Origin of the sequence: Xanthomonas translucens pv. undulosa, from assembly GCF_017301775.1 — a bacterium.
GTDB classification, from domain to species: domain Bacteria; phylum Pseudomonadota; class Gammaproteobacteria; order Xanthomonadales; family Xanthomonadaceae; genus Xanthomonas_A; species Xanthomonas_A translucens.
Map to the genome: position 1 here is coordinate 3814785 of NZ_CP063993.1, position 26135 is coordinate 3840919.

The 26135-nt window shown below is 65.5% G+C and carries 21 protein-coding genes; 13 read left to right on the forward strand and 8 right to left on the reverse strand.

The features are described from left to right. Positions 1–76: 76 nt before the first annotated feature. From ISN38_RS16165 to fni, 12 genes are all read left to right on the forward strand, one after another. Positions 77–430 (forward strand): DUF1304 domain-containing protein, encoded by a 354-nt coding sequence (locus tag ISN38_RS16165; RefSeq protein WP_003466948.1) that lies wholly within the window; start codon positions 77–79, stop codon positions 428–430. Between the two features lie 365 nt (positions 431–795). Further along, entirely contained in the window at positions 796–1131 is a 336-nt protein-coding gene (locus tag ISN38_RS16170) for a hypothetical protein (RefSeq protein WP_141695984.1), read from the forward strand. 29 nt (positions 1132–1160) lie between these two features. Continuing rightward, complete coding sequence (locus ISN38_RS16175) at positions 1161–2396, forward strand: cytochrome P450 family protein (RefSeq protein WP_241753960.1); 1236 nt, start codon at positions 1161–1163, stop codon at positions 2394–2396. 8 nt (positions 2397–2404) lie between these two features. Next, positions 2405–3607: a cytochrome P450 gene (locus ISN38_RS16180; RefSeq protein ID WP_206711909.1), complete on the forward strand. Its 1203-nt coding sequence runs from the start codon at positions 2405–2407 to the stop codon at positions 3605–3607. 92 nt (positions 3608–3699) lie between these two features. Further along, positions 3700–4989, forward strand: coding sequence for a cytochrome P450 (locus tag ISN38_RS16185; protein WP_047325129.1), 1290 nt, complete (start codon positions 3700–3702; stop codon positions 4987–4989). 1 nt (position 4990) lies between these two features. After that, positions 4991–5293: a ferredoxin gene (locus ISN38_RS16190; protein ID WP_003466955.1), complete on the forward strand. Its 303-nt coding sequence runs from the start codon at positions 4991–4993 to the stop codon at positions 5291–5293. A gap of 7 nt (positions 5294–5300) precedes the next feature. Further along, the gene (locus ISN38_RS16195; protein WP_230811716.1) at positions 5301–6122 is read left to right on the forward strand and encodes a glucose 1-dehydrogenase; all 822 of its coding nucleotides are present in this window, start codon (positions 5301–5303) and stop codon (positions 6120–6122) included. 5 nt (positions 6123–6127) lie between these two features. After that, on the forward strand, positions 6128–7465 hold the full coding sequence (locus ISN38_RS16200; RefSeq protein WP_241753961.1) for a cytochrome P450: 1338 nt from the start codon (positions 6128–6130) through the stop codon (positions 7463–7465). A gap of 214 nt (positions 7466–7679) precedes the next feature. After that, complete coding sequence (locus tag ISN38_RS16205) at positions 7680–8615, forward strand: polyprenyl synthetase family protein (protein WP_003466961.1); 936 nt, start codon at positions 7680–7682, stop codon at positions 8613–8615. 266 nt (positions 8616–8881) lie between these two features. Then, a complete protein-coding gene (locus tag ISN38_RS16210) occupies positions 8882–10429 on the forward strand; it encodes a hypothetical protein (RefSeq protein ID WP_003466962.1) in 1548 nt (515 codons plus the stop codon). Then, a complete protein-coding gene (locus ISN38_RS16215) occupies positions 10426–11328 on the forward strand; it encodes a terpene synthase family protein (RefSeq protein WP_047325642.1) in 903 nt (300 codons plus the stop codon). The genes ISN38_RS16210 and ISN38_RS16215 overlap by 4 nt, the downstream gene beginning before the upstream one ends. Beyond that, complete coding sequence (fni, locus tag ISN38_RS16220; protein ID WP_003466964.1) at positions 11315–12469, forward strand: type 2 isopentenyl-diphosphate Delta-isomerase; 1155 nt, start codon at positions 11315–11317, stop codon at positions 12467–12469. Before ISN38_RS16215 ends, fni begins: the two co-directional genes overlap by 14 nt. Positions 12470–12712: 243 nt before the next feature. Here fni and ISN38_RS16225 read toward each other — a convergent pair whose 3' ends face one another. Together ISN38_RS16225 and ISN38_RS16230 are read right to left on the reverse strand one after the other, a co-directional pair. Continuing rightward, complete coding sequence (locus ISN38_RS16225) at positions 12713–15193, reverse strand: acyl-CoA dehydrogenase (RefSeq protein WP_003466965.1); 2481 nt, start codon at positions 15191–15193, stop codon at positions 12713–12715. After that, the gene (locus tag ISN38_RS16230; protein ID WP_206711911.1) at positions 15190–16110 is read right to left on the reverse strand and encodes an alpha/beta fold hydrolase; all 921 of its coding nucleotides are present in this window, start codon (positions 16108–16110) and stop codon (positions 15190–15192) included. Before ISN38_RS16230 ends, ISN38_RS16225 begins: the two co-directional genes overlap by 4 nt. Positions 16111–16249: 139 nt before the next feature. Here ISN38_RS16230 and ISN38_RS16235 point away from each other — a divergent pair, with 139 nt between their 5' ends. Beyond that, positions 16250–16861 (forward strand): TetR/AcrR family transcriptional regulator, encoded by a 612-nt coding sequence (locus ISN38_RS16235; protein WP_003466971.1) that lies wholly within the window; start codon positions 16250–16252, stop codon positions 16859–16861. A gap of 646 nt (positions 16862–17507) precedes the next feature. On the opposite strand, the gene ISN38_RS16240 is transcribed toward ISN38_RS16235, so the two are convergent. The 6 genes from ISN38_RS16240 to hslO form a co-directional block, all read right to left on the reverse strand. Continuing rightward, positions 17508–18080 carry a hypothetical protein gene (locus tag ISN38_RS16240; RefSeq protein ID WP_206711912.1) on the reverse strand — a complete coding sequence of 191 codons (573 nt, stop codon included), beginning with the start codon at positions 18078–18080 and terminating at the stop codon, positions 17508–17510. 69 nt (positions 18081–18149) lie between these two features. Continuing rightward, positions 18150–19282 (reverse strand): IS3 family transposase gene (locus ISN38_RS16245; RefSeq protein WP_108084527.1). Its coding sequence is split into 2 segments (ribosomal slippage): positions 18150–19027 and positions 19027–19282, totalling 1134 coding nucleotides; the frame shifts between segments, so codons are not numbered across the junction. 304 nt (positions 19283–19586) lie between these two features. Continuing rightward, positions 19587–20737 (reverse strand): IS3 family transposase gene (locus tag ISN38_RS16250; protein WP_199222609.1). Its coding sequence is split into 2 segments (ribosomal slippage): positions 19587–20482 and positions 20482–20737, totalling 1152 coding nucleotides; the frame shifts between segments, so codons are not numbered across the junction. 284 nt (positions 20738–21021) lie between these two features. Next, positions 21022–23985, reverse strand: a complete 2964-nt coding sequence (locus ISN38_RS16255) for a TonB-dependent receptor plug domain-containing protein (RefSeq protein WP_047325126.1) — start codon at positions 23983–23985, stop codon at positions 21022–21024. Positions 23986–24232: 247 nt separating this feature from the next. Then, on the reverse strand, positions 24233–25093 hold the full coding sequence (locus ISN38_RS16260; RefSeq protein ID WP_003466973.1) for an XOO1806 family protein: 861 nt from the start codon (positions 25091–25093) through the stop codon (positions 24233–24235). A gap of 116 nt (positions 25094–25209) precedes the next feature. Continuing rightward, positions 25210–26124: an Hsp33 family molecular chaperone HslO gene (hslO, locus tag ISN38_RS16265; RefSeq protein WP_003466974.1), complete on the reverse strand. Its 915-nt coding sequence runs from the start codon at positions 26122–26124 to the stop codon at positions 25210–25212. Between the last annotated feature and the right edge of the window lie 11 nt (positions 26125–26135).

Consider the following 26135-nt stretch of genomic DNA (forward strand, 5'->3'; position numbering starts at 1 on the left):
GCAGCCGCGCGGTCGCGGTGCCGGCCGCTGCGGCAACGGCTATGCTGTGCATCCTGTTTTGCCAACGGACGCGCGCATGACCCTGCTGGCCTCGATCCTGGTATGCCTGGTGGCGTTGCTGCACCTCTACATCCTGGTGCTGGAGATGTTCCTGTGGACCCGCCCGTTAGGCATGAAGGTGTTCCGCAACACGCCGGACAAGGCGCAGCTGACCAAGGTGCTAGCGGCCAACCAGGGCTTGTACAACGGTTTCCTGGCGGCGGGACTGTTCTGGGCATTGCTGGCACAGCGTCGCGACGTGGCGACCTTCTTCCTGGTCTGCGTGGTAGTGGCCGGCATCTACGGCGCGATGAGCGTCAGCCGGCGCATCTTGTTCGTGCAGGGGATGCCGGCATTGCTGGCATTGCTGCTGGTCTGGTACGGCGGGTAAGACGCAGGTAAGTATCGCCGCCGCCGCACCCGCATCGCGGCGGGCGCGGCGGCGATCGGGGATCTACGGTGTCTGGTCAAGGCCGCCGGCGTCAGCTGCGCTCGGCTGCGACCAACAGCGCCATCAACCAGGCAACGACCGCTTGCTGCGGAACATTGCGCGCAAGCGCCGCTGTGCCACGGGCGCGCGAGCGTTGATCGGAAATGCGCGGGGCTGCGAGGCGTCTTGCGCGTAGGCGAGTCGCGGCCCAGTCGATCCGTTGCCCCGCAGGGGAAGCGCGGCTGGGTATTCGCCGCATCGGGAGACGGCGAAGATAAGACGGATCAAGTCCAGGGTGCATTCTGCGAGTTCCTTGCGAGCCTCTCTTGATTAAGGAGTGGCTACGTGCAGCTGGAGTGCGATGCCCACAAATTTTGTCTAATCTTTATCTTTTTTGTAACTTAATTTTTATTAATGAATGGTATGCTTTGCAACAATATGGCGGATGTGGTGGATCCAGTCAGCGAGTATTCGGTCGAATCGAATCTTCCTGGGGAGGAGTCTCTACCGTTGCAAAAGTGACGCTGTTGCAAGCCTCTTATGCCTGTTTTTGTGCGCTTTCGCACAAGAAAGCGTATGCCGGTGCGGTGGGTGTAATTAATCGCGCGCATGCAATTTTGGTGCGCCTGCACTATTTGAGAGATCTCAGCATTTTTAAATAAATGTCATAATTTTTTAAGGATCTGTCGGTATGCGCGTAGAGGACGATCGTGGTGATGTGATCAACATTTCGGTCGCTCAGTCGCAATTGGATAATGCATCGTCTTCGATTCGGCAGCGGAATGGGATGGCGAGGGTGGCGCTGCCCGGCAATGTCGTGACCTGGGCCGCGGGCCGTCATCAGACGCTCAAATGCATCCTTGCCGACCAGCGCTTCAGCAGAGACTGGCGGCATTGGCGAGCGCTGCAGGATGGCGAAATCCCCGAGGATCACCCGCTGATCGGAATGTGCAGGCTGGATAACATGGTCACTGCGCACGGTGCCGATCACCAGCGCCTGCGCGGACTGTTGGCCAGAAGCTTCGCGCCCAGCCGCATCGCCTTGCTGGCTCCCGATATCGAACGCCGCGTCGACCAGCTCCTCGCCGGGATCGCCGCGCGCGGCAGCGCCGATCTGATGCAGGAGTTCGCCGTCCCGCTGCCCGCCAGCGTGATTGCCGAACTGTTTGGCTTGCCGGAGGAAAACCGTGCCGAGATCATCCTGCTCACCAACAGCCTGGCCAGCACCTCCGCGTCGGTCGCCGAGGTGCAGCAGACGCGGCAACGCATTCCGGATTTCTTTCGCTGGCTGATCGCGCTCAAGCGGCGCCGGCCCGGCGACGACCTGGCGTCGGCGCTGATCGCCGCGCGCGATAGCGGCGAACTCGTTTCTGACACCGAACTTATCGACATGCTGTTCATGGTGCTTTCGGCGGGTTTTGTGACCACCACCGGCGTCATTGGCAATGGCGTGCTGGCATTGCTGACGCATCCGCAGCAGCTGCGCCTGGTGCTGAGCGGCCAGGTTACGTGGGCGCAGGCGATCGAGGAGATTCTGCGTTGGGGCAGCAGTGTGACCAACCTGCCGTTCCGCTATGCCACACAGGATGTGGAAATCGAAGGCTGCACGATCCGGCGTGGCGAGGCCATCCTGATGGCGTTCCACGCGGCCAACCGGGACGAGCGCGCGTTCGGGCCGGGCGCCGAGGCCTTCGATGTCACCCGGCAGCCCAACCACCACCTGTCGTTCGGGCAGGGGCCGCATTTCTGCCTGGGCGCCGCGCTGGCACGCCTGGAATTGCTATACGCGTTCCCGGCGCTGTTCGCGCGGCTGCACGAGCTGGCGTTGGCCGTCGCCCTGGAAGACATCGCCTATCAGCCTTCCTACGTCATCCGTTGCCCACAACGGCTACCGGTCACCTTCCGCCCTTCCATCGCCAGAAAGTGAGTCCTGTCATGTCGCAAAGCGAATTGGTAGCGCTACCCATGTGGCGCGTGGAGCATATCGAGCCTTCGCCTGCAATGCTGATGTTGTGCGCGGACGGGCCGATCCACCGCGTACGCTTTCCCTCCGGACACGAAGGCTGGTGGGTGACGGGCTACGACGAGGCCAAAGCGGTCCTGTCTGATGAGAGGTTCCGCCCGGCGGGAATGCCGCCAGCCGAATTCACGCCGGATTCGGTGATCTTGGGTTCGCCGGGGTGGCTGGTCTCGCATGAGGGCATTGAACACGCCAGACTGCGCACGATCGTCGCGCCGGCCTTCAGCAACCGGCGGGTGAAGCTGCTCGCGCAACAGGTCGAGGCGATCGCCACGCAGTTGTTCGATGCGCTGGAGGCCCAGCCGCAGCCCGCCGACCTGCGGCACGCGCTCTCCTTCCCGCTTCCGGCCATGGTCATCAGCGCGCTGATGGGCGTGCCTTACGAGGATCATGCCTTCTTCGCCGGACTGTCCGACGAAGTGATGACGCACCAGCACGAAAGCGGCCCGCGCAACGCGTCGCGCCTGGCCTGGGAAGAACTGCGCGCCTACATCCGCGGCAAGATGCGGGAAAAACGCCAGGCTCCGGGCGGCAACCTGTTGACGGATCTGATGCAGGCGGTCGATCGCGGCGAAGCGACCGAGGAGGAAGCGATCGGCTTGGCAGCGGGCATGCTGGTGGCAGGGCATGAGAGCACGGTCGCGCAGATCGAATTCGGGCTGCTGGCGTTGTTCCGCTATCCGCAACAACGCGAGCGTCTGGTCGGCGATCCGTCTCTGGTCGAGAAGGCGGTTGAGGAAATCCTGCGCATGTACCCGCCGGGCGCCGGCTGGGACGGCATCATGCGCTATCCGAGGACCGACGTGACCATCGCAGGGGTGCACATTCCCGCGGAGAGCAAGGTGCTGGTCGGCCTGCCGGCGACCGCGTTCGATCCGCGCCATTTCAACGACCCGCAAGTCTTCGATATCGGACGCGACGAAAAGCCGCATCTGGCGTTCTCCTACGGTCCGCACTATTGCATCGGCGTCGCGCTGGCCAGGCTGGAGCTCAAGGTCGTGTTCGGCTCGATCTTCCAGCGCTTTCCCGGATTGCGCCTGGCGGTGGCGCCCGACGAACTCAGACTGCGCAAAGAGATCATCACCGGTGGATTCGAGGAGTTCCCGGTGCGCTGGTGAGGACGAATACCAGCGGACACGGCGATCTTCCGCCAGTCGCCGGCGCGCTTGCCGCGCGCCGGGCAGATCAACCAGCCAAGCAGGGAAAGACGATGGACGTGCAAAACACCACGGCAGTATGCCGGGACGCATTCGCCGAACTGGCATCGCCAGCGTGCATCCGCGACCCGTACCCATTCATGCACTGGCTGCGCGAGCACGATCCGGTGCATCGCGCGGCCTCGGGCATCTTCCTTTTGAGCCGTCATGCCGACATCTACTGGGCGCTCAAGGCGACCGGCGATGCATTCCGCGGACCGGCGCCGGGCGAGCTGGCGCGCTACTTTCCGCGTGCGGCGACCAGCCTTTCGCTCAACTTGCTGGCATCCACGCTGGCAATGAAAGAACCGCCGACGCACACGCGCCTGCGTCGGCTCGTTTCCCGTGACTTCACCGTGCGCCAGATCGACAGCCTGCGGCCCAGCATCGTGCGGATCGTCGAAGCGCGGCTGGACGGCATGGCGCCCGCGCTGGCGCGCGGGGAGACCGTGGACCTGCATCGGGAGTTCGCGCTCGCCTTGCCGATGCTGGTCTTCGCCGAATTGTTCGGCATGCCGCAGGAGGACATGTCCGGCCTGGCTGCCGGCATCGGCACCATTCTGGAAGGTCTGAGCCCGCATGCCAGCGACGCGCAGCTGGCCGCGGCGGATGCCACCAGCGCCAAAGTCCAGGCCTACTTCGGTGCCCTGATAGAGCGCAAGCGGACCGAGTCCCGTCAGGACATCGTGTCGCTGCTGGTCGGCGCGCACGACGACGATGCCGATGCGCTGTCGGATGCCGAACTGATCAGCATGCTCTGGGGCATGCTGTTGGGCGGTTTCGCGACGACTGCCGCGACCATCGACCACGCGGTCCTGGCCATGCTGGCCTATCCCGAGCAGCGGCACTGGCTGCAGGGCGATGCCGCCGCGGTGAAGGCGTTCGTCGAGGAGGTCCTTCGCTGCGAGGCGCCGGCGATGTTCAGCTCCATTCCGCGCATCGCCCAGCGCGACATCGCACTGGACGGCGGCGTGATCCCGAAGAACGCGGACGTGCGCGTGCTGATCGCGGCCGGCAACCGCGATCCGAATGCGTTCGCCGACCCCGACCGCTTCGATCCCGCGCGCTTTCACCACACCAGTCCTGGCATGTCGACGGAGGGAAACATCATGTTGAGCTTCGGCCACGGCATCCATTTTTGCCTCGGCGCGCAACTGGCCAGGGTGCAGTTGGCAGAGAGCCTGCCGCGGATCCATGCGCGCTTTCCCACGCTGGTGTTGGCCGAGGAGCCGACCCGGGAGCCGTCCGCCTTCCTGCGCACGTTCCGCGTGCTGCCGGTGCGGCTGCATTCGGTGGGGGCCTGAGATGCGCGTCTTGGTCGACCAGCATCTGTGCGGAACCACCGGGCAGTGCATGCTGACCCTGCCGCGCATCTTTCGCCAGCGCGCGTCGGACGGCATCGCCGAAGTGTGCGTGGCGGTCGTGCCGGACGCCCTGCATGCCGCCGTGCGGCTCGCGGCCAGCCAGTGTCCTGTCGCCGCGATTCGCCTCATCGAGCGCGACGCTGTCGATGACGCCGATCACGGCAATGCCCCGCCGTCGTCGTCGGTCGCGGGACAGACGGCGACCGACCAACCGATCCCGGGAGGGCGCGATGAACCGGTTTGAAGGCAAGGTGGTGGTGGTGACCGGTGCAGGCGCCGGTATCGGCAAGGCATGCGCGCTCGCCATCGCGCGCGAAGGCGCCAGGGTGGTGGTGGCCGATATCGATGGTCCGGCGGCCACGGCGTGCGCCGCGCAGATCGCATCCGCCGCGGGCCAGGCGCTGGCCGTCACCACGGACATCGCCGATGCGCAGGCGGTGGCCGCACTGTTCGAGGCGGCACAACGGCACTTCGGCGGGGTCGATCTGTTGGTCAACAACGCGAGCGCGATGCAGCTGACGCCGCGCGACCGCGCGCTCCTGGAGCTGGACATGGAGGTCTGGGACCAGACCATGGCGACCAATCTGCGCGGCACGCTGCTGTGCTGCCGGCAGGCCGTCCCGCGCATGATCGCCCGCGGCGGCGGCGCGATCGTCGTCATGTCCTCGTGCCAGGGGCTGAGCGGCGATACCGCGCAGACCTCCTATGCCGCGTCGAAGGCGGCGATGAACATGCTGTCGACCTCGCTCGCCACCCAGTACGGTCACGCGCAGATCCGCTGCAATGCGGTCGCGCCGGGCCTGATCATGACCGAGCGACTTGTCGCCAAACTGGACGACGCCACGCAACGGCACTTGCGCCGGCACCAACTGCTTCCACGCGTCGGTCGTGCGGAGGACGTGGCGGCGCTGGTGGCGTTTCTGCTGTCCGACGATGCCGCCTTCATCACCGGTCAGGTCGTCTGCATCGATGGCGGCATGCTGGCGCATGTGCCGACGTATGCGGACGGCGGCAACAGCCGCGCTGCTGCGCATGTTGCCGCCCCCGACGCGGCCGCGGCGCCGCACCGCTGATGGCCATGCTGCTCAATCCGTTGGACCTTCGTCCGCGGCTGCGCCACGACATCCCGGTCATGCGCGGCGCATTTCCTCTGGTCGGGCATCTTCCTGCCATCGTGTGTGATCTGCCGAACTTGCTGCAGCGCGCCGAGCAGACGTTGGGCAACCACTTCTGGCTCGATTTCGGCCCTGCCGGGCAACTCATGACCTGCCTCGATCCGGAGGCGTTCGCGCTGCTCCGACACAAGAACGTGTCGTCGGCGCTGATCGAAGAAATCGCACCCGAACTGCTCGGCGGAACGCTGGTCGCACAGGACGGCGCCGTGCATCGACAGGCGCGCGATGCGATCAAGGCGGCGTTCCTGCCCAAAGGGCTGACCCAGGCCGGAATCGGGGAACTGTTCGCGCCGGTCATCCAGACGCGGTTACAGACGTGGCGCGACCGGGGCGAGGTGGCCATCCTGCGCGAGACGGGCGACTTGATGCTCAAGCTCATCTTCAGCCTCATGGGCATTCCGGCGCAGGACCTGCCGGGATGGCGTCGCAAGTACCACCAGCTGCTGCAGTTGATCGTCGCTCCGCCTGTCGATCTGCCTGGCCTGCCGTTGCGGCGCGGCCGCGCCGCACGCGAATGGATCGATGCACAGTTGCGCCAATTCATCCGCGACGCGCGCGCGCATGCCGCGCGCAATGGCCTGCTCAACGACATGGTGAACGCCTTCGACCATGGCGACGATGCCCTCTCCGACGACGTTCTGGTCGCGAACATCCGATTGCTGCTGCTCGCCGGCCACGACACCACCGCTTCGACGATGGCCTGGATGGTGATCGAACTGGCGCGGCAACCCGCATTGTGGGACGCCCTGGTCGAGGAGGCGCGGCGCGTCGGGGAGGTGCCGACCCAGCCTGCGGACCTGGCGCAGTGTCGGGTCGCCGAGGCGCTGTTCCGCGAAACGCTGCGCGTGCATCCGGCGACCACGCTGCTGCCGCGCCGCACACTGCAGGAACTGCAACTGGGCCAGCGGCGGGTTCCGGCAGGCACCCGCCTGTGCATCCCGCTGCTGTACTTCTCGACCTCGGCGCTGCTGCACGAAGAGGCGGATCTGTTCCGCTTGGAGCGGTGGCTGCAACGCACCGAACCGATCCGGCCGGTGGACATGCTGCAGTTCGGTACCGGTCCGCATGTGTGCATCGGCTACCACCTGGTGTGGCTGGAATTGGTGCAGTTCTGCATCGCCCTGGCACTGACCATGGACAAAGCCGGGGTACGGCCGCGGTTATTGGGCGATGTCGAAAAGGGCCGTCGCTATTACCCGACCGCGCATCCGTCGATGGGCATCCATATCGGCTTTTCGTGAGGTTACACAGCGTGCGCTCGGTCGGGACATCGACGCTGACGAGCCAAGACATTCCGGCGCCCACGGCCATGGCCGATGGGGCGCTGGCACCATCGCGGCGGTTCGTCTTCCGCCGTGGCCGTTTCCTTGCAGGTACAAGGACATGAACAACATGCACACCGGTTCCACGATGTACGACCCACGATCGGATGCTCCCGCTGCTGGGAGTACGCAGATGCAGGCGCGCGATGCCTCTGCCACGTCGCTCCAGGAGCCGTGGGCGCAGGCTGGCGCAAGGCGGGTCGAGCAGGCGATGGCGCGGTTGCTCTGCGTCGAAGACGACGGAGGGACCAAACTGGTGGCGGCGATGCGTTACGCCACCTTGCAGGGCGGAAAGCGTACCCGCGCCTTGCTTTGTCTGGCTGCCGGCGCACTGGCCGACGCGCCGGCGCATGTGCTCGACGATGTAGGCGCCGCTATCGAACTGATGCACGCCTGCACGCTGGTCCACGACGACCTGCCGGCGATGGACGACGACGTGCTTCGTCGCGGCATTCCGACCGTGCACGTCGAGTTCGGCGAAGCCACCGCGATCCTGGTCGGCGATGCGTTGCAGGCGCACGCGTTTCTTACCCTCGCGCAACTGGATGCGCCCGGCGACATTCGCGTCGCGCTCGTCCGCGAGCTGGCGCATGCCGTGTCCGCTGCCGGCGCCGCCGGCGGGCAGGCACTGGATCTGGCCTTGGTCGGACAGTATGTGGAGCTGGACAAGATCGTCGCGATGCACAGCATGAAGAGCGGCGCGCTGGTGCGTGCTTCCGTGCGCATGGGCGCCTTGTGCGCGATCGCCGAAGACGGCGCGCACGCCGAGCTGTACCGTGCGCTCGATCGCTACAGTTCCTGCTTCGGCTTGGCATTGCAGGTGGTCGACGACATCCTCGATGCGACCGCCGATACCGCGACGCTGGGTAAGACCGCGGGCAAGGATGCGGCGGCGCAGAAGCCGACCTGCGCGTCGATCATGGGGCTGCAGGCCGCGCGCGCGTTCGCGCTGGAGCTGTTGCGCGATGCCGGAGCGGCGATCGCGCCGCTGGGGCCGCGCGCGGAACGGCTGGCGCAGATGCTGCGGCGGGCCGACCTGTATCTGGCCGAGCACGCGCCATGCGTATGAAACGTCCTGCCTGCCTCGATGCACCCCGCCGCCGTGGCAGCCGGCCGCGGCAGCGGGTCCACCCTGGCCCGGGTCGGGGCCACCGATCGCCTCGGTCGCCTGGCGTGGAAACGCTGCAGGCGCCGCGTTGCGCGCCGCCGTGCCCAAGCGCGTTGGCAGTGCGGCGATGCACGCAGGCGCGCGGCGAACCACGGCGGGCGTATCGCCGCGTGCGCGGCATGCGCCAGATCCAGTTTCTCGTCTCCCACTGTCAGAAGGAAGCCCGCGTGAACGCGCTGTCCGAGCAGATCCTCCACGAATTGCGGCAATTGTTGCGCGAGATGCACGATGGCGGCAGCGTCGGTCCCTCCTGCTACGACACGGCACGCTCCCTGCAAGTTCATGGCGACTGGGCCGATCGGCAAGACGCCTATATGTGGCTGATCGCGCAGCAACAGGCGGATGGGGGATGGGGAAGCACGGACTTCCCCCTGTTTCGCCATGCGCCCACATGGGCGTCACTGTTGGCGCTGCAGCGCGTCGAGCAGCTTCCGGGCGCTGCCGATGCGATAAGGTCTGCAACGCGATTTCTTGCGACCGCGCCCGATCCCTATGCGCATGCGGTGCCGGAGGACGCACCCATCGGGGCGGAGTTGATCCTGCCACAATTGTGCAGCGAGGCCGCTCCGCTGCTGGCCGGCCTGGCGCATCCACGTCACGCGGCGCTGTTGCCGCTGCGGCAGGCGCGCCTGGCCAAGCTGGGAGCGGTGACCTTGCCAAGCGGGCATCCGCTGCTGCATTCCTGGGAAGCGTGGGGCACGTCGCCAGCGACGGCGCGTCCGGACGCCGACGGCAGTATCGGCATCAGTCCGGCGGCCACCGCCGCTTGGCATGCGCAGGCGCTGGCGCAGGGCGGCACGCCGCAGCTCGGCAGCGCCGGCGCGTATCTGCAGGCGGCGGCGCGGGCGACCCGCAGCGCCATCGACGGCGTCGTTCCCAACGTCTGGCCGATCGATGTGTTCGAGCCGTGCTGGTCGCTGTACACACTGCATCTGGCCGAACTGTTCGCGCATCCCGCGCTCGTCGATACGGTGCAGCCGCTCGTCGCGCAGATCGACGCGCGCATGAGCGTGCGCGGTCTGGGTCCGGCCTTGCACTTCGCGGCCGATGCGGACGACACCGCCGTGGCGGTGTGCGTTCTGCACCTGGCAGGCCGCAATCCGACCGCCGACGCCTTGCGCCAGTTCGAAAGCGGCGATCTGTTCGTCACCTTTCCCGGCGAACGCAATACCTCCGTGTCCACCAACATCCATGTCCTGCATGCGCTGCGATTGCTGGGACTGCCCGCCGACGGCGCCAGCGCCTACGTCCAGGCCCAGCGTAACCGACACGGTCTGTGGGACAACGAGAAATGGCACGTGTCGTGGCTGTATCCGACCGCGCATGCGCTCGCAGCGCTATCGCAGGCGCAGCCGCAATGGCGTGACGAGCGTGCGCTGGCCGGGCTGCTCCAGGCGCAGCGTGGCGACGGTGGTTGGGGCGCCGGCCGCGGGTCCACGCTCGAGGAAACCGCCTACGCGTTGTTCGCATTGCACGCCATGGACGAGCGCGAGGAGCCGCAGGGGCGCCGGCGCAACGCGCAGGCCGTGGCGCGCGCGCTGGACTACATGCTCGCCCGCTACGCGCCGGGTGCGCCGACCCAGACCCCGCTCTGGATCGGCAAGGAACTGTATTGCCCCCTGCGGGTGGTGCGCGTTGCCGAGCTCGCTGGTCTATGGCTGGCGCATCGTTGGGGCAGCCGCAGTCCGGCGCACGCAGCGGAGGCGACGCCGTGATCCAGGCCGAGCGCGCAGTGGAGCAGGTGATGGCCTGGGGACAGTCGCTGACCGGGTTTGCCACCGAGCATGCCGAGGAGGCGGTCAGGGGCGGACAGTACATCCTGCGACGCATCCAGCACGGTTTGCACAAGAATGCCGCCCGCACCGGCCGCGATCCGCAGGACGAAACGCTGACCGTGGCGTTCTATTGCGAAATGGCGCTGCTGTTCTGGTTGGACGACTGCAACGATCTGGGGCTGATCACTTCCGCGCAGCTCGCCGCAGTGGAAAAGGCGTTGTGGCATGGCGTGCCGTGCGCGGTCCCCGGGTTCGACGGTTGCGCTGCGCTGCGCACGTCGCTGGCCGCGCTCGCCTACGATCGCAGCGACTATGCGCAGCTGCTTGCCGATACCCGACGCTATTGCGCGGCGCTGCGCAGCGGAAGCGCGCGGGCGCCAGCGGCGGAACCCTGGTCGTATGCGGAGTATCTGCACAATGGGGTCGATTCTATCGCCTACGCAAACGTATTCTGTTGCCTGTCGCTGCTCTGGGGGCTGGACATGGCCAGGTGCCGCGAGCAGCCGGCGTTTCGCCATGCGCTGTGGCTCATCTCGGCGATAGGGCGCCTGCAGAACGATCTGCATGGGCGGGACAAGGACAGGTCGGCGGGCGAGTCCGATAATGTCGCGCTGCTGCTGCAGCGCCGCTATCCGGCCATGCCCGTGGCAGCGTTCCTCGAAGATGAGTTGGCCGGCCATGCGCGCATGCTGCAGCGGGTGATGGCCGACGCGCGCTTTCCCGAGCCGTGGGGACGGTTGTTCGAGACCATGGCGGTCATCCGCGCGCAGTACTATCAAACCTCGACCGGCCGCTATCGCAGCGAGGATGTGCAGGGAGATCGCCATGCGCCGGCGTGAACGTGCGGATGCGGCGGCGCATGCAGTGACACCTGCGATCCAAGACGATGCCATGCGATCGTGCGACGGCGCGAAGGACGCGAGCATGAGCGATTGCGGTCTGAGCCGGCGCAAGGACGATCATCTGGATATCGTGCTGGATCAACGCGTGACATCGGCCACCGCCGCGGCCGCGGCCGGCTGGGACCGCATCCGTTTTGAACACTGCGCATTGCCCGAGTTGGATCTGGCGCAGATCGATCTGCGCGCCTCGCTGTTCGGAAAGGGGGTGCGGGCGCCGTTGCTGATCAGTTCCATGACCGGCGGCGCGTTGCGTGCGGAAGCGATCAATCGGCATCTGAGCGAGGCGGCGCAGGCGCTGGGGATCGCCATGTGCGTCGGTTCGCAGCGGGTGAGCTTGCGATCCGGGAATTCGCAAGGGCTGACGCGCACGCTGCGGCGCCTCGCGCCGGACGTTCCCTTGTTGGCCAATCTCGGCGCCGCGCAACTGCGCGAAGCCGACGGTCTGGACCTGGCGCGTCGCGCAGTGGAGGCGCTGGAGGCCGATGCGCTGATCGTCCATCTCAATCCATTGCAGGAAGCGGTGCAGCCGGAGGGCGACCGCGATTGGAGCGGGATCCTGGCTCAGATCGCACGCGCCGTGCGCACCGTCGGAGTGCCGATCGTGGTCAAGGAAGTAGGCTCCGGACTGTCGGCATCGGTGGCGTGCGCGCTGGTCAATGTGGGCGTGGCGGCGATCGATGTCGCCGGAGCCGGCGGCACCAGTTGGGCCGCAGTGGAAGGCGCGCGCGCCAGCGATCCCGCCGACCGTGCGGTGGCGATGGCGTTCGCAGATTGGGGCATCCCGACCCCGCTCAGCGTGCAGGCAGTACGTAAAGCGTTGCCGGCGGTGACGTTGATCGCCTCGGGCGGGATCCGCGACGGTGTCGATGTGGCCAAGGCCATCCGCCTGGGGGCGGACATCGCCGGGCAGGCGGCCGGCGTGCTGCGTGCCGCGGCGCTATCCACCGAGGCGGTCGTCGCGCATTTCGAGATCGTGATACGCCAGTTGGCGGTTGCGTGTTTCTGTACGGGCTCGGCAGATCTGGCCGCGTTGCGTCAGGCGCGTCTGCTGCCTTCGGCGCATCCGCCCGCCGGCTGAGGCCCGCGTCGGCGGCGCTGGCCGGTGGCAAGCGCACAGCGACGACAGGCGCGTGCCGCAGGATTCAGTCGAGGCGCGAGGCCCCGCTCGGGCAGCGAACGAGCGCCGCCAGCGATGCTGCAGTCGCTGCTGGCGGCGGGAGTCGCGAGGCGCCGCACAGCGGTGCAAGCAACGCGACAGCGCGCAGCTGTCGCGCTCTGCGCCGACGGGCAGACCCAGGTCCGCCGGCGCAGGGCGCTGCGATCAGGCCGCTTCGCGCGAATGGTCGTCGCCGGCCGTGGCGCGGTGGTAGTAGCTGGCCGAGCGCAGTGCGTCGGCGTCGAAATCGTCCACGCTGATCGTGTCCATGGTGATCTCGCGCAGTTCCTCCAGCTGACGGCGCTCGTCGGCCGAGAGCACGCCTTCGCGCACCGCCTCGTCCAGCTGCGCCGCGAAGTCCAGCGCCTCGATGCCCTTGCTTTTGAGCGCCTTCAGGAACTTGCGTTCGACCGGCTCGGCCAGCACCGCCTTGGTCAGGTAGCTGGCGATGCGGCCGCCCGGGTTGTTCTCGCACGGTGTCAGGAACACGCCCTGGCCGAGGCGGTCGCGGGCTTCGTTCGGGGTCATCAGCAGTGCGGCGACGCGGTGGCCCAGACGGTCGCCCGGGGCTTCGGCGCGGCGGCCCCACGGGAAGATCAGCGCCCACATCAGCCAGCCCACCGGGCGGATCGGGAAGTTGCGCAGCGCCGCCGACAGCGCCAGTTCGATCTTGTGCACGCTGTCGTGGAACGCCCAGGCCAGCAGCGGCTGGTCGGTCGCCGGGGCGCCCTCGTCGTGGTAGCGCTTGAGCATCGCGCTGGTCATGTAGATATGGCTCAGCACGTCGCCCAGGCGGCCGGACAGCGATTCCTTGAACTTCAGCTTGCCGCCGAGCATCAGCATCGACACGTCGGCCATCAGCGCCAGGTTCGCCGAATAGCGGTCCAGCTTGCGGAAGAAGCGGCGGGTATAGGCGTCGCCGGGGGCCGCGCCGATGCGTGCGGCGGTCAGGCCGAACCACAGCGAGCGCACCGCGTTGGAGATCGCGAAACCGATATGGCCGAACAGGTTGCGGTCGAACGCGTCGACGCCAGCCTTGTGGTCGGGGTTGGCGGCGGCCTTCATTTCCTTCATCACCCACGGATGGCACAGGATCGCGCCCTGGCCGAAGATCAGCAGGCTGCGGGTCATGATGTTGGCACCTTCCACGGTGATCGCGATCGGCGCCGCCTGCCAGCTGCGGCCGGCGAAATTGCGCGGGCCGAGGATGATGCCCTTGCCGCCGACCACGTCCATCACGTCGCTGATGACTTCGCGGCTCATCGAGGTGCAGTGGTACTTGGCGATCGCCGACGGCACCGACGGCACGTCGCCGCGATCCACCGCCGCGGCGGTGGCCTGGGCCAGCGCGCTGATCGCATAGGCCTTGCCGCCGATCCGCGCCAGCGCCTCTTCCACGCCCTCGAAGCGGCCGACCGACAGGCCGAACTGCTTGCGGATGCGCGCGTAGGCGCCGGTGACGATCGCGCCGTACTTGGCGCCGCCGCTGGCGGTGGAGGGCAGGGTGATCGAGCGGCCCACGGCCAGGCACTCGTTGAGCATGTTCCAGCCCTTGCCGACCATGTCCACGCCGCCGATCAGCTGGCTGAGCGGGATGAACACCTCGCGGCCGTGGATCGGGCCGTTCTGGAACGGCGAGTTCAGCGGGAAGTGGCGGCGGCCGATTTCAACGCCCGGCGTTTCGCGCGGCAGCAACGCCAGGGTGATGCCGATGTCCTTGGTGTCGCCGATCAGGCCGTCCGGGTCGTACATGCGGAACGCCAGGCCGACCAGCGTGGCCACCGGCGCCAGGGTGATGTAGCGCTTGTCGAAGGTCAGCTTGACGCCGAGCACGTTGGCGCCGTTCCACTCGCCCTTGCAGACGATGCCGTAGTCGGGGATCGAGGTCGCGTCGGAACCGGCGAACGGGCCGGTCAGGCCGAAGCACGGCACTTCCTGGCCCACCGCCAGGCGCGGCAGGTAATAGTCCTTCTGTTCCTTGGAGCCGTAATGCAGCAGCAGTTCGCCGGGGCCCAGCGAGTTCGGCACGCCGACGGTGGAGCTGACCACGCTCGATACCGAGGCGATTTTCTGGATCACCTTGTGGTGGGCCAGCGCCGAGAAACCCAGGCCGCCGTATTCCTTGGGAATGATCATGCCGAAGAATTTGTGCTTCTTGACGAAGCTCCACAGCTCAGGCGGCAGGTCGGCGTGGACGTGGGTGATTTCCCAGTCGTTGGTCATCCGGCACAGCTCTTCCACCGGGCCGTCGAGGAAGGCCTGCTCCTCGGCGGTCAGCTGCGGCTTCGGGTAGTCGAGCAGCTTCTGCCAGTCCGGATCGCCGGTGAACAGTTCGCCCTCGAAACCGACCGAACCGGTTTCCAGCGCGATCCGCTCGGTCTGCGACAGCGGCGGCAGCACCTTGCGGAACACCTTCAGCATCGGCGCGGTGAGCAGCGGCTTGCGCACGAACGGCAGCAGCAGCGGCACCGCGACCAGCGCCAGCAGCACCGCGGCGACGATGGTGGCGGTGTGGCTGGCGCCGAGCAGCCAGCACGCGACCAGCAGCGTGGCGCTCAGCGCGGCCCAGACGGCGAGCCGCATGCGGTGATAGGCGGCGAAGGCGCCTGCCAGCAACAACACGAGGAAGGGTGCGACGATGCTCATGGGCTTGCTCCGGGGACATGCTCGGTAACGGCGGACGGTGCGCCGGCGCTAGCCGGTGGCAATGCGTCCAGATAATGCAACACAGTGGCGGTAAACGCGGCGTTGTCGTCGCCGGCCAGCATATGCGTGGCCTCGGGCAGGTGTGCATGCTGCGCATGCGGCACCAACGACAGGAATTCTGCGATGGTCTGCGGGGTGACCAGATCGCTGCGCCCGCCGCTGACCAGCAACACCGGGCAATGCACCTTGCTGGCCGCCTGCGCGATCGCCTCCTGGTGTCGCTCGCTGTCGCGCGCCAGTTCTTCCACCAGGCGCGGATCCCAGTGCCAGTGCCAGCGGTCGTCGGCGTGCCGGCGCAAGACGCTGCGCAGCGCTTCGGGCGACTTGCGCGCACGTTGCGGCAGATAGGCGGCGATGGCATCGCCGGCGTCGTCCAGGCTGGCGAAGCCGTGCGGATGCACGGTCATGAACGCAAGGGTGCGCTCGACCCCGGCCGGCTGCCAGCGCGGGGTGATGTCGACCAGCACCATCGCGCGGAACAAGCCCGGCCAGCGCGCCTCGGCCATCAGCCCGAACAGTCCGCCCATCGAGGCGGCCACCAGCACCGGCGCCGGCGCCATCTCGCCGGCGACCACGATCAGGTCGTCGATGAACTGTTCGCCGCGGTAGGGCAGGGCGGCGGGATTGCGCGTGGAGTCGCCATGCCCACGCGCGTCGTAGGCGACGCTGCGGTAGCCGTGGGCCTGCAACGCCGCGGCGCTGGCCATCCAGGCATGCCGTGTCTGCCCGAAGCCATGCGCGAACAGCACGCTGCCTGCAGCGCCGGGCTCGGTGACGGTCGCGGCCAGCTGCATGTCGTGCGCGCCGGCGAGCAGGGCGGATGCCGCAATCGGGATGCTGGAAGGAGAGGAAACCATACGAAGTAGTATGGAGTAGACGCCAGCGATGTCAATACGATGCAGTATGGAGACGAAAAGCCAGTGCTGCCGGGCATTTGCGTGCGATTCATGAAAAACACATACTGCAATCGGCTTCCCCGTATGGTTAAATCGACGGATGAACAATGTCTCCGTGTCTTCCATAGACGAGGCCGCCGCTCCCAACGGTGGCCGCAACAACCGACTCAGCGCCGAGGATTGGGCGCAGGCCGCACTGGACCTGATCGCCGAACAGGGGGTCAACTCGGTGGCGGTGGAGCCTCTTGCACGGCGACTGGGCGTGACCAAGGGCAGCTTCTACTGGCACTTCCCGTCGCGCGATGCGCTGCTGCAGGCAGCGCTGGAGCGCTGGGAGTTGGTCGAACAGCAACAGGTGTTCGGCAGCCTGGAGGAAGTGCCGGATCCGCGCACCCGCTTGCGCGCGCTGTTCCAGCTGGTCGCGCACGAGGTCAAGCCGCACATCATCTACAGCGAGTTGTTGAAGGCGCTGGACCATCCCGCGGTGCGCCCGGTCATCGACCGGGTGTCGCAGCGGCGCATGGAGTACCTGATCGCCTCGTTCCGTCAGGCCGGGCTCAGCCGCACCGATGCCCAGCACCGCGCCCGGCTGGCCTACGCGGCCTACGTCGGCTTCCTGCAGCTGTCGCTGCAGTTGCACCAGCCCAAGCAGGCGCGCGAGGAATTCGAGGCCTATGTCGAGCACGTCATCGTGACGTTGATTCCGGGGTGATTCACTGCGTGGATGAGGAGGTCGTCTGCGTTTGCGGCCGTCCACTCCCAAAGGGACTTGAGTAATTCATCCGGAACTAATTGACCGGTTGCTGGACGTGAGCCTCCTTCGTTGCAATGAGCCGTCCTTGAAAATACCCCGGCTGCCAGACGACCTTGCCCTACCATCCCAGTTCGCTCAGAAGCGACACAAGGCGCCGTGCGGCGCCTTGTGCTTCGATCAGGGGGTGCCGACAGTGACGACGCCGCAGTTTCCAATGCAGCCACCGGGCAGATTGGCACCGCCACCACCACCACCGCCACCCTGCTGCGTGCCTGGGATAGGCGTGACACACACGGTGCCGACGTTGCAGACCACGGAACCCTTTTCTTTCGATCCATCCGAGTAGGTTACGCTGACCTGATCGCCGATACCCACGGAACCCGTGCCATTCACCGTGCGATACATTCCGACTAGTGCTGTCAAGGCAGCGATTCGAAGCTCTCCCATGTCATCGGCCGAAAATACCCTGTGCTGCGGCGACCGTGTTATACGGCGCTGTGCCGGCGTTGATGCTGATCGTCCCAGCAATCGCCGCGAAAGACAGCGCCATTGCGGCGAATAAGCTGAACCGCTTCTTCGTCAAAGACTTCCTTTCCATAGAGCCTCACTTTTTGGTTGGTAGGAACGCGCTTACCTCCTGGACCTTGCTATTTAGCAAGGCTGCATCGCCTGCACTGACGAGATTATCCCGTACGAACGATTCAAAATCTGTGCTGGAGCAACCAGACGTGTTCAAGCATGCGGAGTTCATGATCTCCGAGCCGGTCCCGCACGCCAACCCCATCCGGCAGGCTGCGATGCTCCAGGCATAGCCAGAAAGCTTGTCGCTTGCCACATTGGTGTAGGCCCCGACATCACCGGAATCCACGTTACCGGCCACCAGTTGCCCCATCTCGAAGACGGCGTTCGGATCTCTGCTATTAACAACGCGATCCATGAAGCCTTTCAATTGCTCACCCTGCGGCCTTTGGTTTGAAGTCAGATAAATCTGCGCTTGTGCGGCCAAGTCACCATTCTTGGCGGCTTGCGCGAGCCATAACTCGCGCGCCTCAATCGGGATGATTGCCCCATTATCAACGACCGAGCATTCGTTTACAGCAGCCTTTGCTGCGTGGCGTAATCCTTCGGCATTGGCTGGCGTCTTCGCTTGCTTGGCAATTGCTTCGTAACTCGCCAAATAACGCTCGGAATTCGTGTTGACCGGAATGCAGAGGCCGTGACCTGCCCCCACCGTCCGTACCAGTGATTACTGATAAAGCCCTGGGTTGAAGGTTACTGCGTCGTTGGTTTGTTGTGTACGGTAGTTGGCGGCGAACTGTGCCGGCGGGATGCGACCACAACTGCTATGCGGCCTGATCTCGTTGTAGTGGCGTCGCCAGTCTGCGATCACGTCCCGCGCTTGTGCCAACGAGGTGAACCAGTGCTCGTTGAGGCACTCGTCGCGGAACTTGCCGTTGAAGCTTTCGATGTAGGCGTTCTGCGTGGGGGCACCCGGCTCGATCAGGATGTGCTCGATGCCATGTCGCTGTGTCCAGGCAATGAAGGCGCGACTGGTGAACTCCGGGCCATTGTCGGTACGGACCGCGCGTGGATAGCCACGGAAGCACGCCGCCTGATCGAGCAGCCGCACCACGTAAGCGCCGCTGATGCCGTGATCCACGGCAATGTCCACACTCTCGCGAGTGAAGTCGTCGACCACGGTCAGGCACTTGATGCGGCGTGCGTTGGCCAACGTATCGAACACGAAGTCCATGCTCCAGGTGTCGTTCGGCATGGAGGCCGCCAGCAGTTTCTGGCGCTCGCCTAGCGGACGCTTGGCCTTGCGCCGCTTGCGCACCTTCAGCTCGGCTTCCTCATACAGGCGATAAATCTTCTTGTGGTTCACGGACGGAAACTCCGGGCGCAACAAATCATGCAGTCGGCGATAGCCGAAGCGGCGGTGGGCCTGGGCCAGCTCGACCAGCCGCGCGGACAGCGCCTGCGTGGCTGGCGTCGGCACGGGTTCGTGGCGGAAAGCATCGCGGGACAGCCCCGCAAGGCGGCAAGCCCGGCGCTCGCTCAACGCGGTGTGTTCGAGCATTCGTCGGATTGCCTCGCGCTTGCGTTGCGGGGCTAGCGTTTTACCCCGAAGCCGATCTTCAGCGCTTCGATGTCTAGGTGCGCTTCGGCCAGCAACTTCTTCAGCCGATTGTTCTCGACCTCCAGTTCTTTCAGCCGCTTGGCCTCGTCGGCCTCCATGCCCCCGTACTTGGCCCGCCACTGATAAAAACTGGCTGGGCTGAAGCCATGTTGGCGGCACAACTCCGCCACGGCCATGCCCGCGTCGGCCTGCTTGATGAACCCGATGATCTGCTCGGTGCTGAATCTGCTCTTCTTCATGTCCGTCCTCTTGGCTTGACGGACTTTACAGCTTCAGATGGTATGACTCAGTGGGGGCAGGTCAGCCGTACAGCTCCGCCAGCTCTCGCTGCGAGGCTGCATCGCCCTTTGCGGCGCGATCCTTGAGCGAAATGAATTTCTCCAACGCCTTGTTGGAGTCGAAGGCCGGAGCCAGGATTTGATCTTGATTGACAACAGCGCGTTCCGATCGGGCGCCGTTACCCCGTCCTCCGCTGGGGAGAGGTTCAGAGGACTGCTTAGGCACTGTGAGTGACGGGTGGACTGGCCAGAGTTCCGTAGACACTCAGTTGCGGCTCTGCGCGTAGCGCCTTTCAAACTCTACAGGTGACAGCCCGGCAGCGGAACCATGCCGGCGGATCGGGTTGTAGAACATCTCGATGTAGTCGAACACGTCCGATGCTGCCATGGCGCGTGTCGGGTAGATCCGCCGCTTGATCCGCTCCTTCTTCAAGACGCTGAAGAAGCTCTCGGCCACGGCGTTGTCGTGGCAGTTCCCGCGTCGGCTCATGCTCGGCACCATCCGGTGCGCTTTCAGGAACGACTGCCAGTCGCTGCTGGTGAACTGACAGCCCTGATCCGAATGCACCAGCACACCTGGGCCCGGCTTGCGCCGCCAAGCTGCCGCCACCAGCGCCTGCAGTACCAGATCGCTGGTCATCGTCGACGCCGTCGCCCAGCCGACGATCTGCCGCGAGTACAGATCCATCACCGTCGCCAGGAACAGCCAGCCCTCGTAGGTCCTGATGTAGGTGATGTCCGTGACCCAGACCTTGTTCGGCGCCTGTGGCGCGAATTCCCGGTTGAGCACATTGGTCACCACGCCCACGGGACCACCGTGATGACGTGGCTTGCGGCCGTAGCCGACTTGGGCACGCAGGCCTTCTGCTTTCATCAACCGCAGGACGCGGTGCCGGCTGCAGCGCTCGCCGGCCTCGCGCAGGTCCAGGGTGATCTTGCGATAGCCATACACCGTGCCGCTGGCCAGCCAGTGGTGCTTGATCAGCCCCAGCAGACGCTGATCTTCGCGCTCGCGAGCACTGGCGCCATGGCGCAGCCAGGCGTAGTAGCCACTGCGTTGCACGTCCAGCACCCGGCACATCGCCACCAGACGGAACTCCCGGACGTGCGCGCGCATGAACGCGTACTTCGCCCTTACCCCTTGGCAAAGTACGCGGCGGCTTTTTTTAGGATGTCGCGCTCCTCGGTTACCCGCCGCAGCTCAGCCTTGAGCCGGCGGATCTCGGCCGAGTCGCTCGGCGCGGCCGGGGCTCCAGGGGCCGGTACCGTCTTCTTGGCCGCCTGCACCCAGCCATACAACGTGTGCTTGGGAATCCCTATGCGGGAGGCGACGTCAACCACCGTGAAGCCACGCTCGATCACCTGCCTCTCCGCCTCGGCACGGAACTCATCCGTGTACTGCTTGCTGTTGCCCATAAACACCTCGGTCATTGCCATCAATTATGGCAACTGGATGTCTACGAAAGGCTGGCCGGTCCACTAGGTGAAGGCCCCGGTGCCGCGTCAGATTTCTCTGACCAATGTCAGGGTGGACAGTGGCTGACCTGTCGGCATTCAGCCTCTCCCCAGCCCCAGCTGGTGGCGGCGAGACCGGAAATCGACTAGTTACACCCTGACCCATTACATGCCTTGGACCGTAAAAAAGAAACGGCCCCTTGCGGGGCCGTTGCTTTAGACGATCAGATCGCGATCAGCAGCGATCAGAACTTCTGGGTATACTGCATGAACAGGTAGCGGTCGTAGTCCAGCATCGGATCGATCGACGACGAGTTGTTGTTGGTCAGCGAGTTGGTGATCGGCGGCTGCTTGTTCCAGACGTTGCGAGCACCCAGGGTGACCGAGCCGTTCCAAGGGGCTGCCCAGCTGACCGAGACGTCCTGGTAGCTGATCGAGCCCTTCTTGTTGGCGCCTACGCCGCCGCCCCAGCCGGCATTGGTGGTCTGGTAGTTCGGTTCGTTGCACTCGTCCGCGTTATAGCAGAAGTCGCGATAGCCGCCGTAATAGCGAAGGTTCCAGTTGGCCGACAAGTCGCCCTTGGCCCAGTTGACGCCCACTGTGGCGCGCACGCGTGGGTAGTTCCAGTAACCTGCGGCGTCGTCCCACGGGGAGGTGTCGTCGCTCTGACTGCGGAACGCAACCAGATAGTTGCTGTCCAGGCGAAGCGCGAACTGACCAACCGCGAATTCCGGCAGGCGGTAGTTCATGACGAAGTTGTAGCCTTCGGTTTCCAGCGCCCCCAGGTTGGTGTTGCCGCGGCTCAGGGTCACGACCTGACCGCTGCTTGCGTCACGGGTGTAGTTGCAGAACGAGGTCACGCCGTTGTAGCACTGGTTCAACACATAGGTCGCACTGACCGCGGTGATGACATTGGAGATGCTGATCTTGTACCAGTCCAGGGAGAAGTCCAGGCCCTGGATCCAGCGCGGGCTGAACACCAGGCCGACAGTGCGGGTCTTGCTGTATTCCGGTTCCAGATTGGCGTTGCCGACGCCGGCCTTGAACGGTGAGTTGCCCTGGATTTCGCGCGCGGTCACCGGCACGCCGGCGTTGTCGGTCTGACGGAAGGTCGGTGCGAGGCCTTCGCTGGCGCAACGGGCCGCGACGGCCGGGGTGGACAGCAGGCCGAAGCGGGCATCGCACGGATCGGTCATGGGGTCGAAGGACTGCGAGCCGCCGCCGAAGGTGTCGTCCAGGGTCGGGGCGCGGAAGCCCTTGCCGTAGGTGGCACGGACCAACAGGTCCTCAACCGGCTTCCAGGTCAGGCTGAATTTGCTGTTGGTGGTGTCGCCGAACCGATCGTAGTCGGAATAGCGGCTGGCGACATCGAACGACAGCTGCTTGGCGAACGGCAGATCCTTCAGCAACGGGATCATCAGCTCCAGATAGACTTCGTCGGTCTTGTACTTGCCCGTCGTCGCGCCAGCGGCCAGGTCGGTGGTATAACCGGCGCTGGACAGTTGGTCCGGGTAGTCGTAGCCGGAGACTTCACGGTGCTCGACACCGGCCGCAAAGGCGAATTCGCCCGCGTCGCCCGGCATGTCGAACAGGCCGCCGGTGATGTTGGCGAAGTACTGCTTGCTCACGCTCTGCTGGGTGGCCTGGCTGAGGGTGTTGACGTACTTCAGCGCGTCGGCGGTGGAGGCCGACGGACCGCCCAGGATGTTGAAGGGTGTGCACTGACCAGCCGACAGGCTGGTGCCCAGCGGGATCGGATTGGCGGCAGTGCCGCACTGGACGACGCCCTGGTTGTTGAGGAACGACGGCCCGAGTGCCTTCTCCAGCGCCAGCAAGTTGACATTGCCGGTGCTGATTTGCGTCACGTCGAACTTGTTGTAGTTGATGCCTGCGTCCCAGTTCCAGCCGTGCGTCCCGACTTCGAACGCGCCTTCCAACGCGGCGTCGAAGTGGTAGCTCTTCACGTTGTTCTGCGAAACGCGCGGGATCTCGATGATGCGGCGGAACCAGGAGTTAATGTCTTCGCCGACCGGGTTGTAGTAGCTCTGGCCGCTGATGGCCACGGGATACTTGGGCTGCGACACGCCGCTCAGCGGATAGCCGGCGACCTGGCGCTCGGAGTTGCGCTCCGAGTACATGACCGTCGACTTGAAGGTGACGTAGTTGTTGATCTCGAAACTGCCGCCGGTGAAGACCGACTTGGTTTCGGTTTCCTGCGCCAGCATGATCTGCTGGGTTGCGTTGAAGCGGTCGTCGGTGCCTACGCCGATGTGATAATTGTTAAAATCACGCGAGTCCGACCCGGTTCCGGCACCGTTCCAGGTACCAGAGTGGTTCAGCACCCAGGTGTTTGGGGTCCAGGTGCCAGCGCCGGGGGCGACGACGTTGCCATCTTTGTCCAAGTAGTTGCCAGCGCCGGCGGTCCCGGCAGCGCGCGGATCATTGAAGCGGCCCCACGGACCGGTCGCGCTGAGCGCGTCCAGCGGGTGGTTCGGGCCGAATTGGGTCCGGGTCAGGACGCGATCCTTCGCCCATACCGGATCCTCCTTGGTGTAGTTGGCGCCGAAGATGATCGAGGAGCGCTCGCCGCTGGCGCCGAGGGTGAAGGAATACGCTTCCTTCTGACCGTCGCCGCGGCTGTTCTGGCCGACCAGCGCCGAGACTTCGGCGCCATCGAAGTTCTTGCGCAGGATGATGTTCACCACGCCGGCGATGGCGTCGGAGCCGTAGATCGCCGAGGCGCCGTCCTTCAGCACTTCGATGCGGTCGATCAAGGCGGCCGGGATGGTCGACATGTCGGTGTAGCCGGCCAGGCTCGAGGTCCAGCGCTTGCCGTTGACCAGGACCAGGGTGCGCTGCTCGCCCAGGTTGTACAGGTTGACGTACTGGCCGCCCTGTTCCGGGTTGGAGTTCAGCACGGCAGCCTTGCTGTAGGTCTGGGTGCCGGAAACGGTCAGGTTCTGCAGCACGTCGCCGACGCTGACCAGGCCTGATTTCTTGATTTCCTCGGAGGACACCGTGAAGACCGGCTGAGCGGTTTCGACGTCGACCGAGCGGATACGCGAGCCAGTGACTTCGATGCGATCCAGATTGGTCGCGCCGGTGCCGGCGTCCTGTGCCGAGGCAGTGTTGATGCTGACGCCCGCGCCCGCGCCCGCGACCAGCGCGAGCACAACGGCGTCGCGCAGTTTGTTGGTCTTACAATTCATTAGCTCTCTCTCCGAATGAGATCTTGGTTTGACCCAATGGTGTGTTGTGCCTGCCGGTGGAGTCGAAAGAGCGACGCCAATTCCTTCAGGGTGACCCGATGGTATCTCGCCTTGCCGAAGAATTAAAGTAGCGTTAACAAGTTGGTGGAATTGGGTGAACGTTGGAGATGGGGACACCGGCCATTCATCACAAAAAAAGCGCCTATGGGCGCTTTTTTCAACAAAAATTTCATTGAAGATTAAGGGCTTACAAATCCTGTTCGTAGCGCACGTAGGGGATGGTGCCTTCCTCGGTGCTGATGTTGTTCGGGGCGAACGGATTCTTGCCGCTGGTGACCACGTTCTCGGCGCCGACGGTCAGCTGGCCACTCCATGGGGTGCGCCAGGTCAGGCCCACGCCGAGACCGGACCACTTGCCGGGCTGGCCCGGTGCGTCGACCACGCGGCCGATCACGTTGGCGCTGAAGGAGCCGTAGCCGCCGCCGATGCTCAGGCTCTTGCTGTCCCACTGGTCGACCAGCGCCTGCGAGGCGTCGGCGATCGGGACCAGGCGCGCTCGGGCGTAAGTGCCGCCGATCGAGACGAAGCCTTCGCGGCCGATATTCTGCTGCGCGAACACGGTCAGGTCGTTCTGCTCCATGCGCAGCGATGGGGTCTTGTTGGCTCCCGCCAGCCATGGCGGCATGTTCTCGCGGCCGGTCCCCGCCGATAGCGACAGGCGCCCGCCGGGACGGTTGAAGGTGGTGGTCGCAGCGACATGGTGGCCGACATCGCCGTCGTCGTCGCCAAGGCTGGCGAGCATGCAATGGCTGGCCAGCCCGCTGATGCTGCTGCCGCTGGCGCTGTTGCACAGCAGGCCGAGCGAATCGCCGGACGACAGGCCGAAGGCGGCGTCGAGCGAATTGCGGCCGAAGTGCCAGCGTGCGCCGACCGCCTGTTCGCCAGTCGGTTCCAGGTACAGCAAGGCTTCGACCTTGCCGCTGCCCTTGTTCCACACCGGCAGCACGGTGCGGTCGTGGGTGCCGGCGGGCTTGCTCTGCGCGTGCGCGCCCGTGCTCGCCGCAAGGGCGATCAGCAGGGCAAGTGGTAGGCGCAGTAAGGCTCGCATCGGCAGTGTATGACTCTCGGGCAGGAACTAAAGTTCCCGCCGGGCAGGGGCAATGATGCTAGAGGATTTATGTTTCTTTAACAAGTCGGACTCCCTGTCCTAATCCCCATTTCCGACTATTGCAAGCGCTCGGGAGGCGTCGGTTCAGCCGGTGTTGCAGCGAACAATACGCCGAATTCCGTCAAGGGGAAGTCATAGCGACGGCCGCAGAACTCGCACCGTATCTCAACTTGGCCGCTTGTCTCGGCGGCGGCGCGCGCTTCTTCCTCGCCCAGCGAGCGCAGCATGGCCGCCACCCGCTCGCGCGAGCAGGAGCAGCCGAAGCGCAACGGCCTGGTGCCCAGCAGTTCCGGCGCTTCCTCGTGGAACAGCCGGTGCAGCAGGGTTGCCGCCGGCAGGGCCAGCAATTCGGCTTCGCTCACCGTCTCGAACAAGGCCCCGGCGCGGTTCCAGCCGTCCTCGTCGCCGCTGTCGCCGGGCAGTTTCTGCAACAGCAGGCCGGCCGCCTGGTGGCCGTCGGCGGCCAGGATCAGGCGCGTCGGCAGCTGTTCGGACTGGCGGAAATAGTCTTCGAAGGCCTCGCCCAGTTCGGCCGCCGACAGCGCCACCAGGCTCTGGTAGCGCTGCGGTTCGCGCGGATCCAGGCCCGGGTTCTCGATGGTGATCGCCAGCAGCGCGCTGGTGCCGAGCGCGCGCAGGTCGCGCGGCGCGTCGCTGCCTTCGGTCAGCTGGACGATGCCGCGCAGGGTGCCGGCCGCGGTGCATTCGGCGAACAGGGTGCGCAGCGCGCCCTGGCTGCGCAACTGCACCGACAGTCGCCCGTCGACCTTGGTGTGGCCGGTGAACAGGGCGGCTGCCACGCAGGCCTCGCCGAGCAATTCGGTGGCCGCGGCGGGATAGCTGGCCGGCGCGAGGATCTCGCGCCAGGCCGATTGCAGGCGCACGTGCACGCCGCGCACGCCGGCGCCGGGCAGCAGGAAGCGGGTCAGGTGATCGTGATCGGAAGAATGCATCGCGGCCTCGCTGCGCATGGGAAGATGGC

What these genes read in the sequence shown, in the direction of transcription:
- ISN38_RS16235 (WP_003466971.1), top strand. Translation starts at nt 16,250, where the DNA reads ATGAACAATGTCTCCGTGTCTTCCATAGACGAGGCCGCCGCTCCCAAC.
- ISN38_RS16255 (WP_047325126.1), bottom strand. Translation starts at nt 23,985, where the DNA reads ATGAATTGTAAGACCAACAAACTGCGCGACGCCGTTGTGCTCGCGCTG.
- ISN38_RS16180 (WP_206711909.1), top strand. Translation starts at nt 2,405, where the DNA reads ATGTCGCAAAGCGAATTGGTAGCGCTACCCATGTGGCGCGTGGAGCAT.
- ISN38_RS16230 (WP_206711911.1), bottom strand. Translation starts at nt 16,110, where the DNA reads ATGGTTTCCTCTCCTTCCAGCATCCCGATTGCGGCATCCGCCCTGCTC.
- ISN38_RS16200 (WP_241753961.1), top strand. Translation starts at nt 6,128, where the DNA reads ATGCTGCTCAATCCGTTGGACCTTCGTCCGCGGCTGCGCCACGACATC.
- ISN38_RS16260 (WP_003466973.1), bottom strand. Translation starts at nt 25,093, where the DNA reads ATGCGAGCCTTACTGCGCCTACCACTTGCCCTGCTGATCGCCCTTGCG.
- ISN38_RS16165 (WP_003466948.1), top strand. Translation starts at nt 77, where the DNA reads ATGACCCTGCTGGCCTCGATCCTGGTATGCCTGGTGGCGTTGCTGCAC.
- ISN38_RS16205 (WP_003466961.1), top strand. Translation starts at nt 7,680, where the DNA reads ATGCAGGCGCGCGATGCCTCTGCCACGTCGCTCCAGGAGCCGTGGGCG.
- ISN38_RS16225 (WP_003466965.1), bottom strand. Translation starts at nt 15,193, where the DNA reads ATGAGCATCGTCGCACCCTTCCTCGTGTTGTTGCTGGCAGGCGCCTTC.
- fni (WP_003466964.1), top strand. Translation starts at nt 11,315, where the DNA reads ATGCGCCGGCGTGAACGTGCGGATGCGGCGGCGCATGCAGTGACACCT.
- ISN38_RS16190 (WP_003466955.1), top strand. Translation starts at nt 4,991, where the DNA reads ATGCGCGTCTTGGTCGACCAGCATCTGTGCGGAACCACCGGGCAGTGC.
- ISN38_RS16185 (WP_047325129.1), top strand. Translation starts at nt 3,700, where the DNA reads ATGGACGTGCAAAACACCACGGCAGTATGCCGGGACGCATTCGCCGAA.
- hslO (WP_003466974.1), bottom strand. Translation starts at nt 26,124, where the DNA reads ATGCGCAGCGAGGCCGCGATGCATTCTTCCGATCACGATCACCTGACC.
- ISN38_RS16175 (WP_241753960.1), top strand. Translation starts at nt 1,161, where the DNA reads ATGCGCGTAGAGGACGATCGTGGTGATGTGATCAACATTTCGGTCGCT.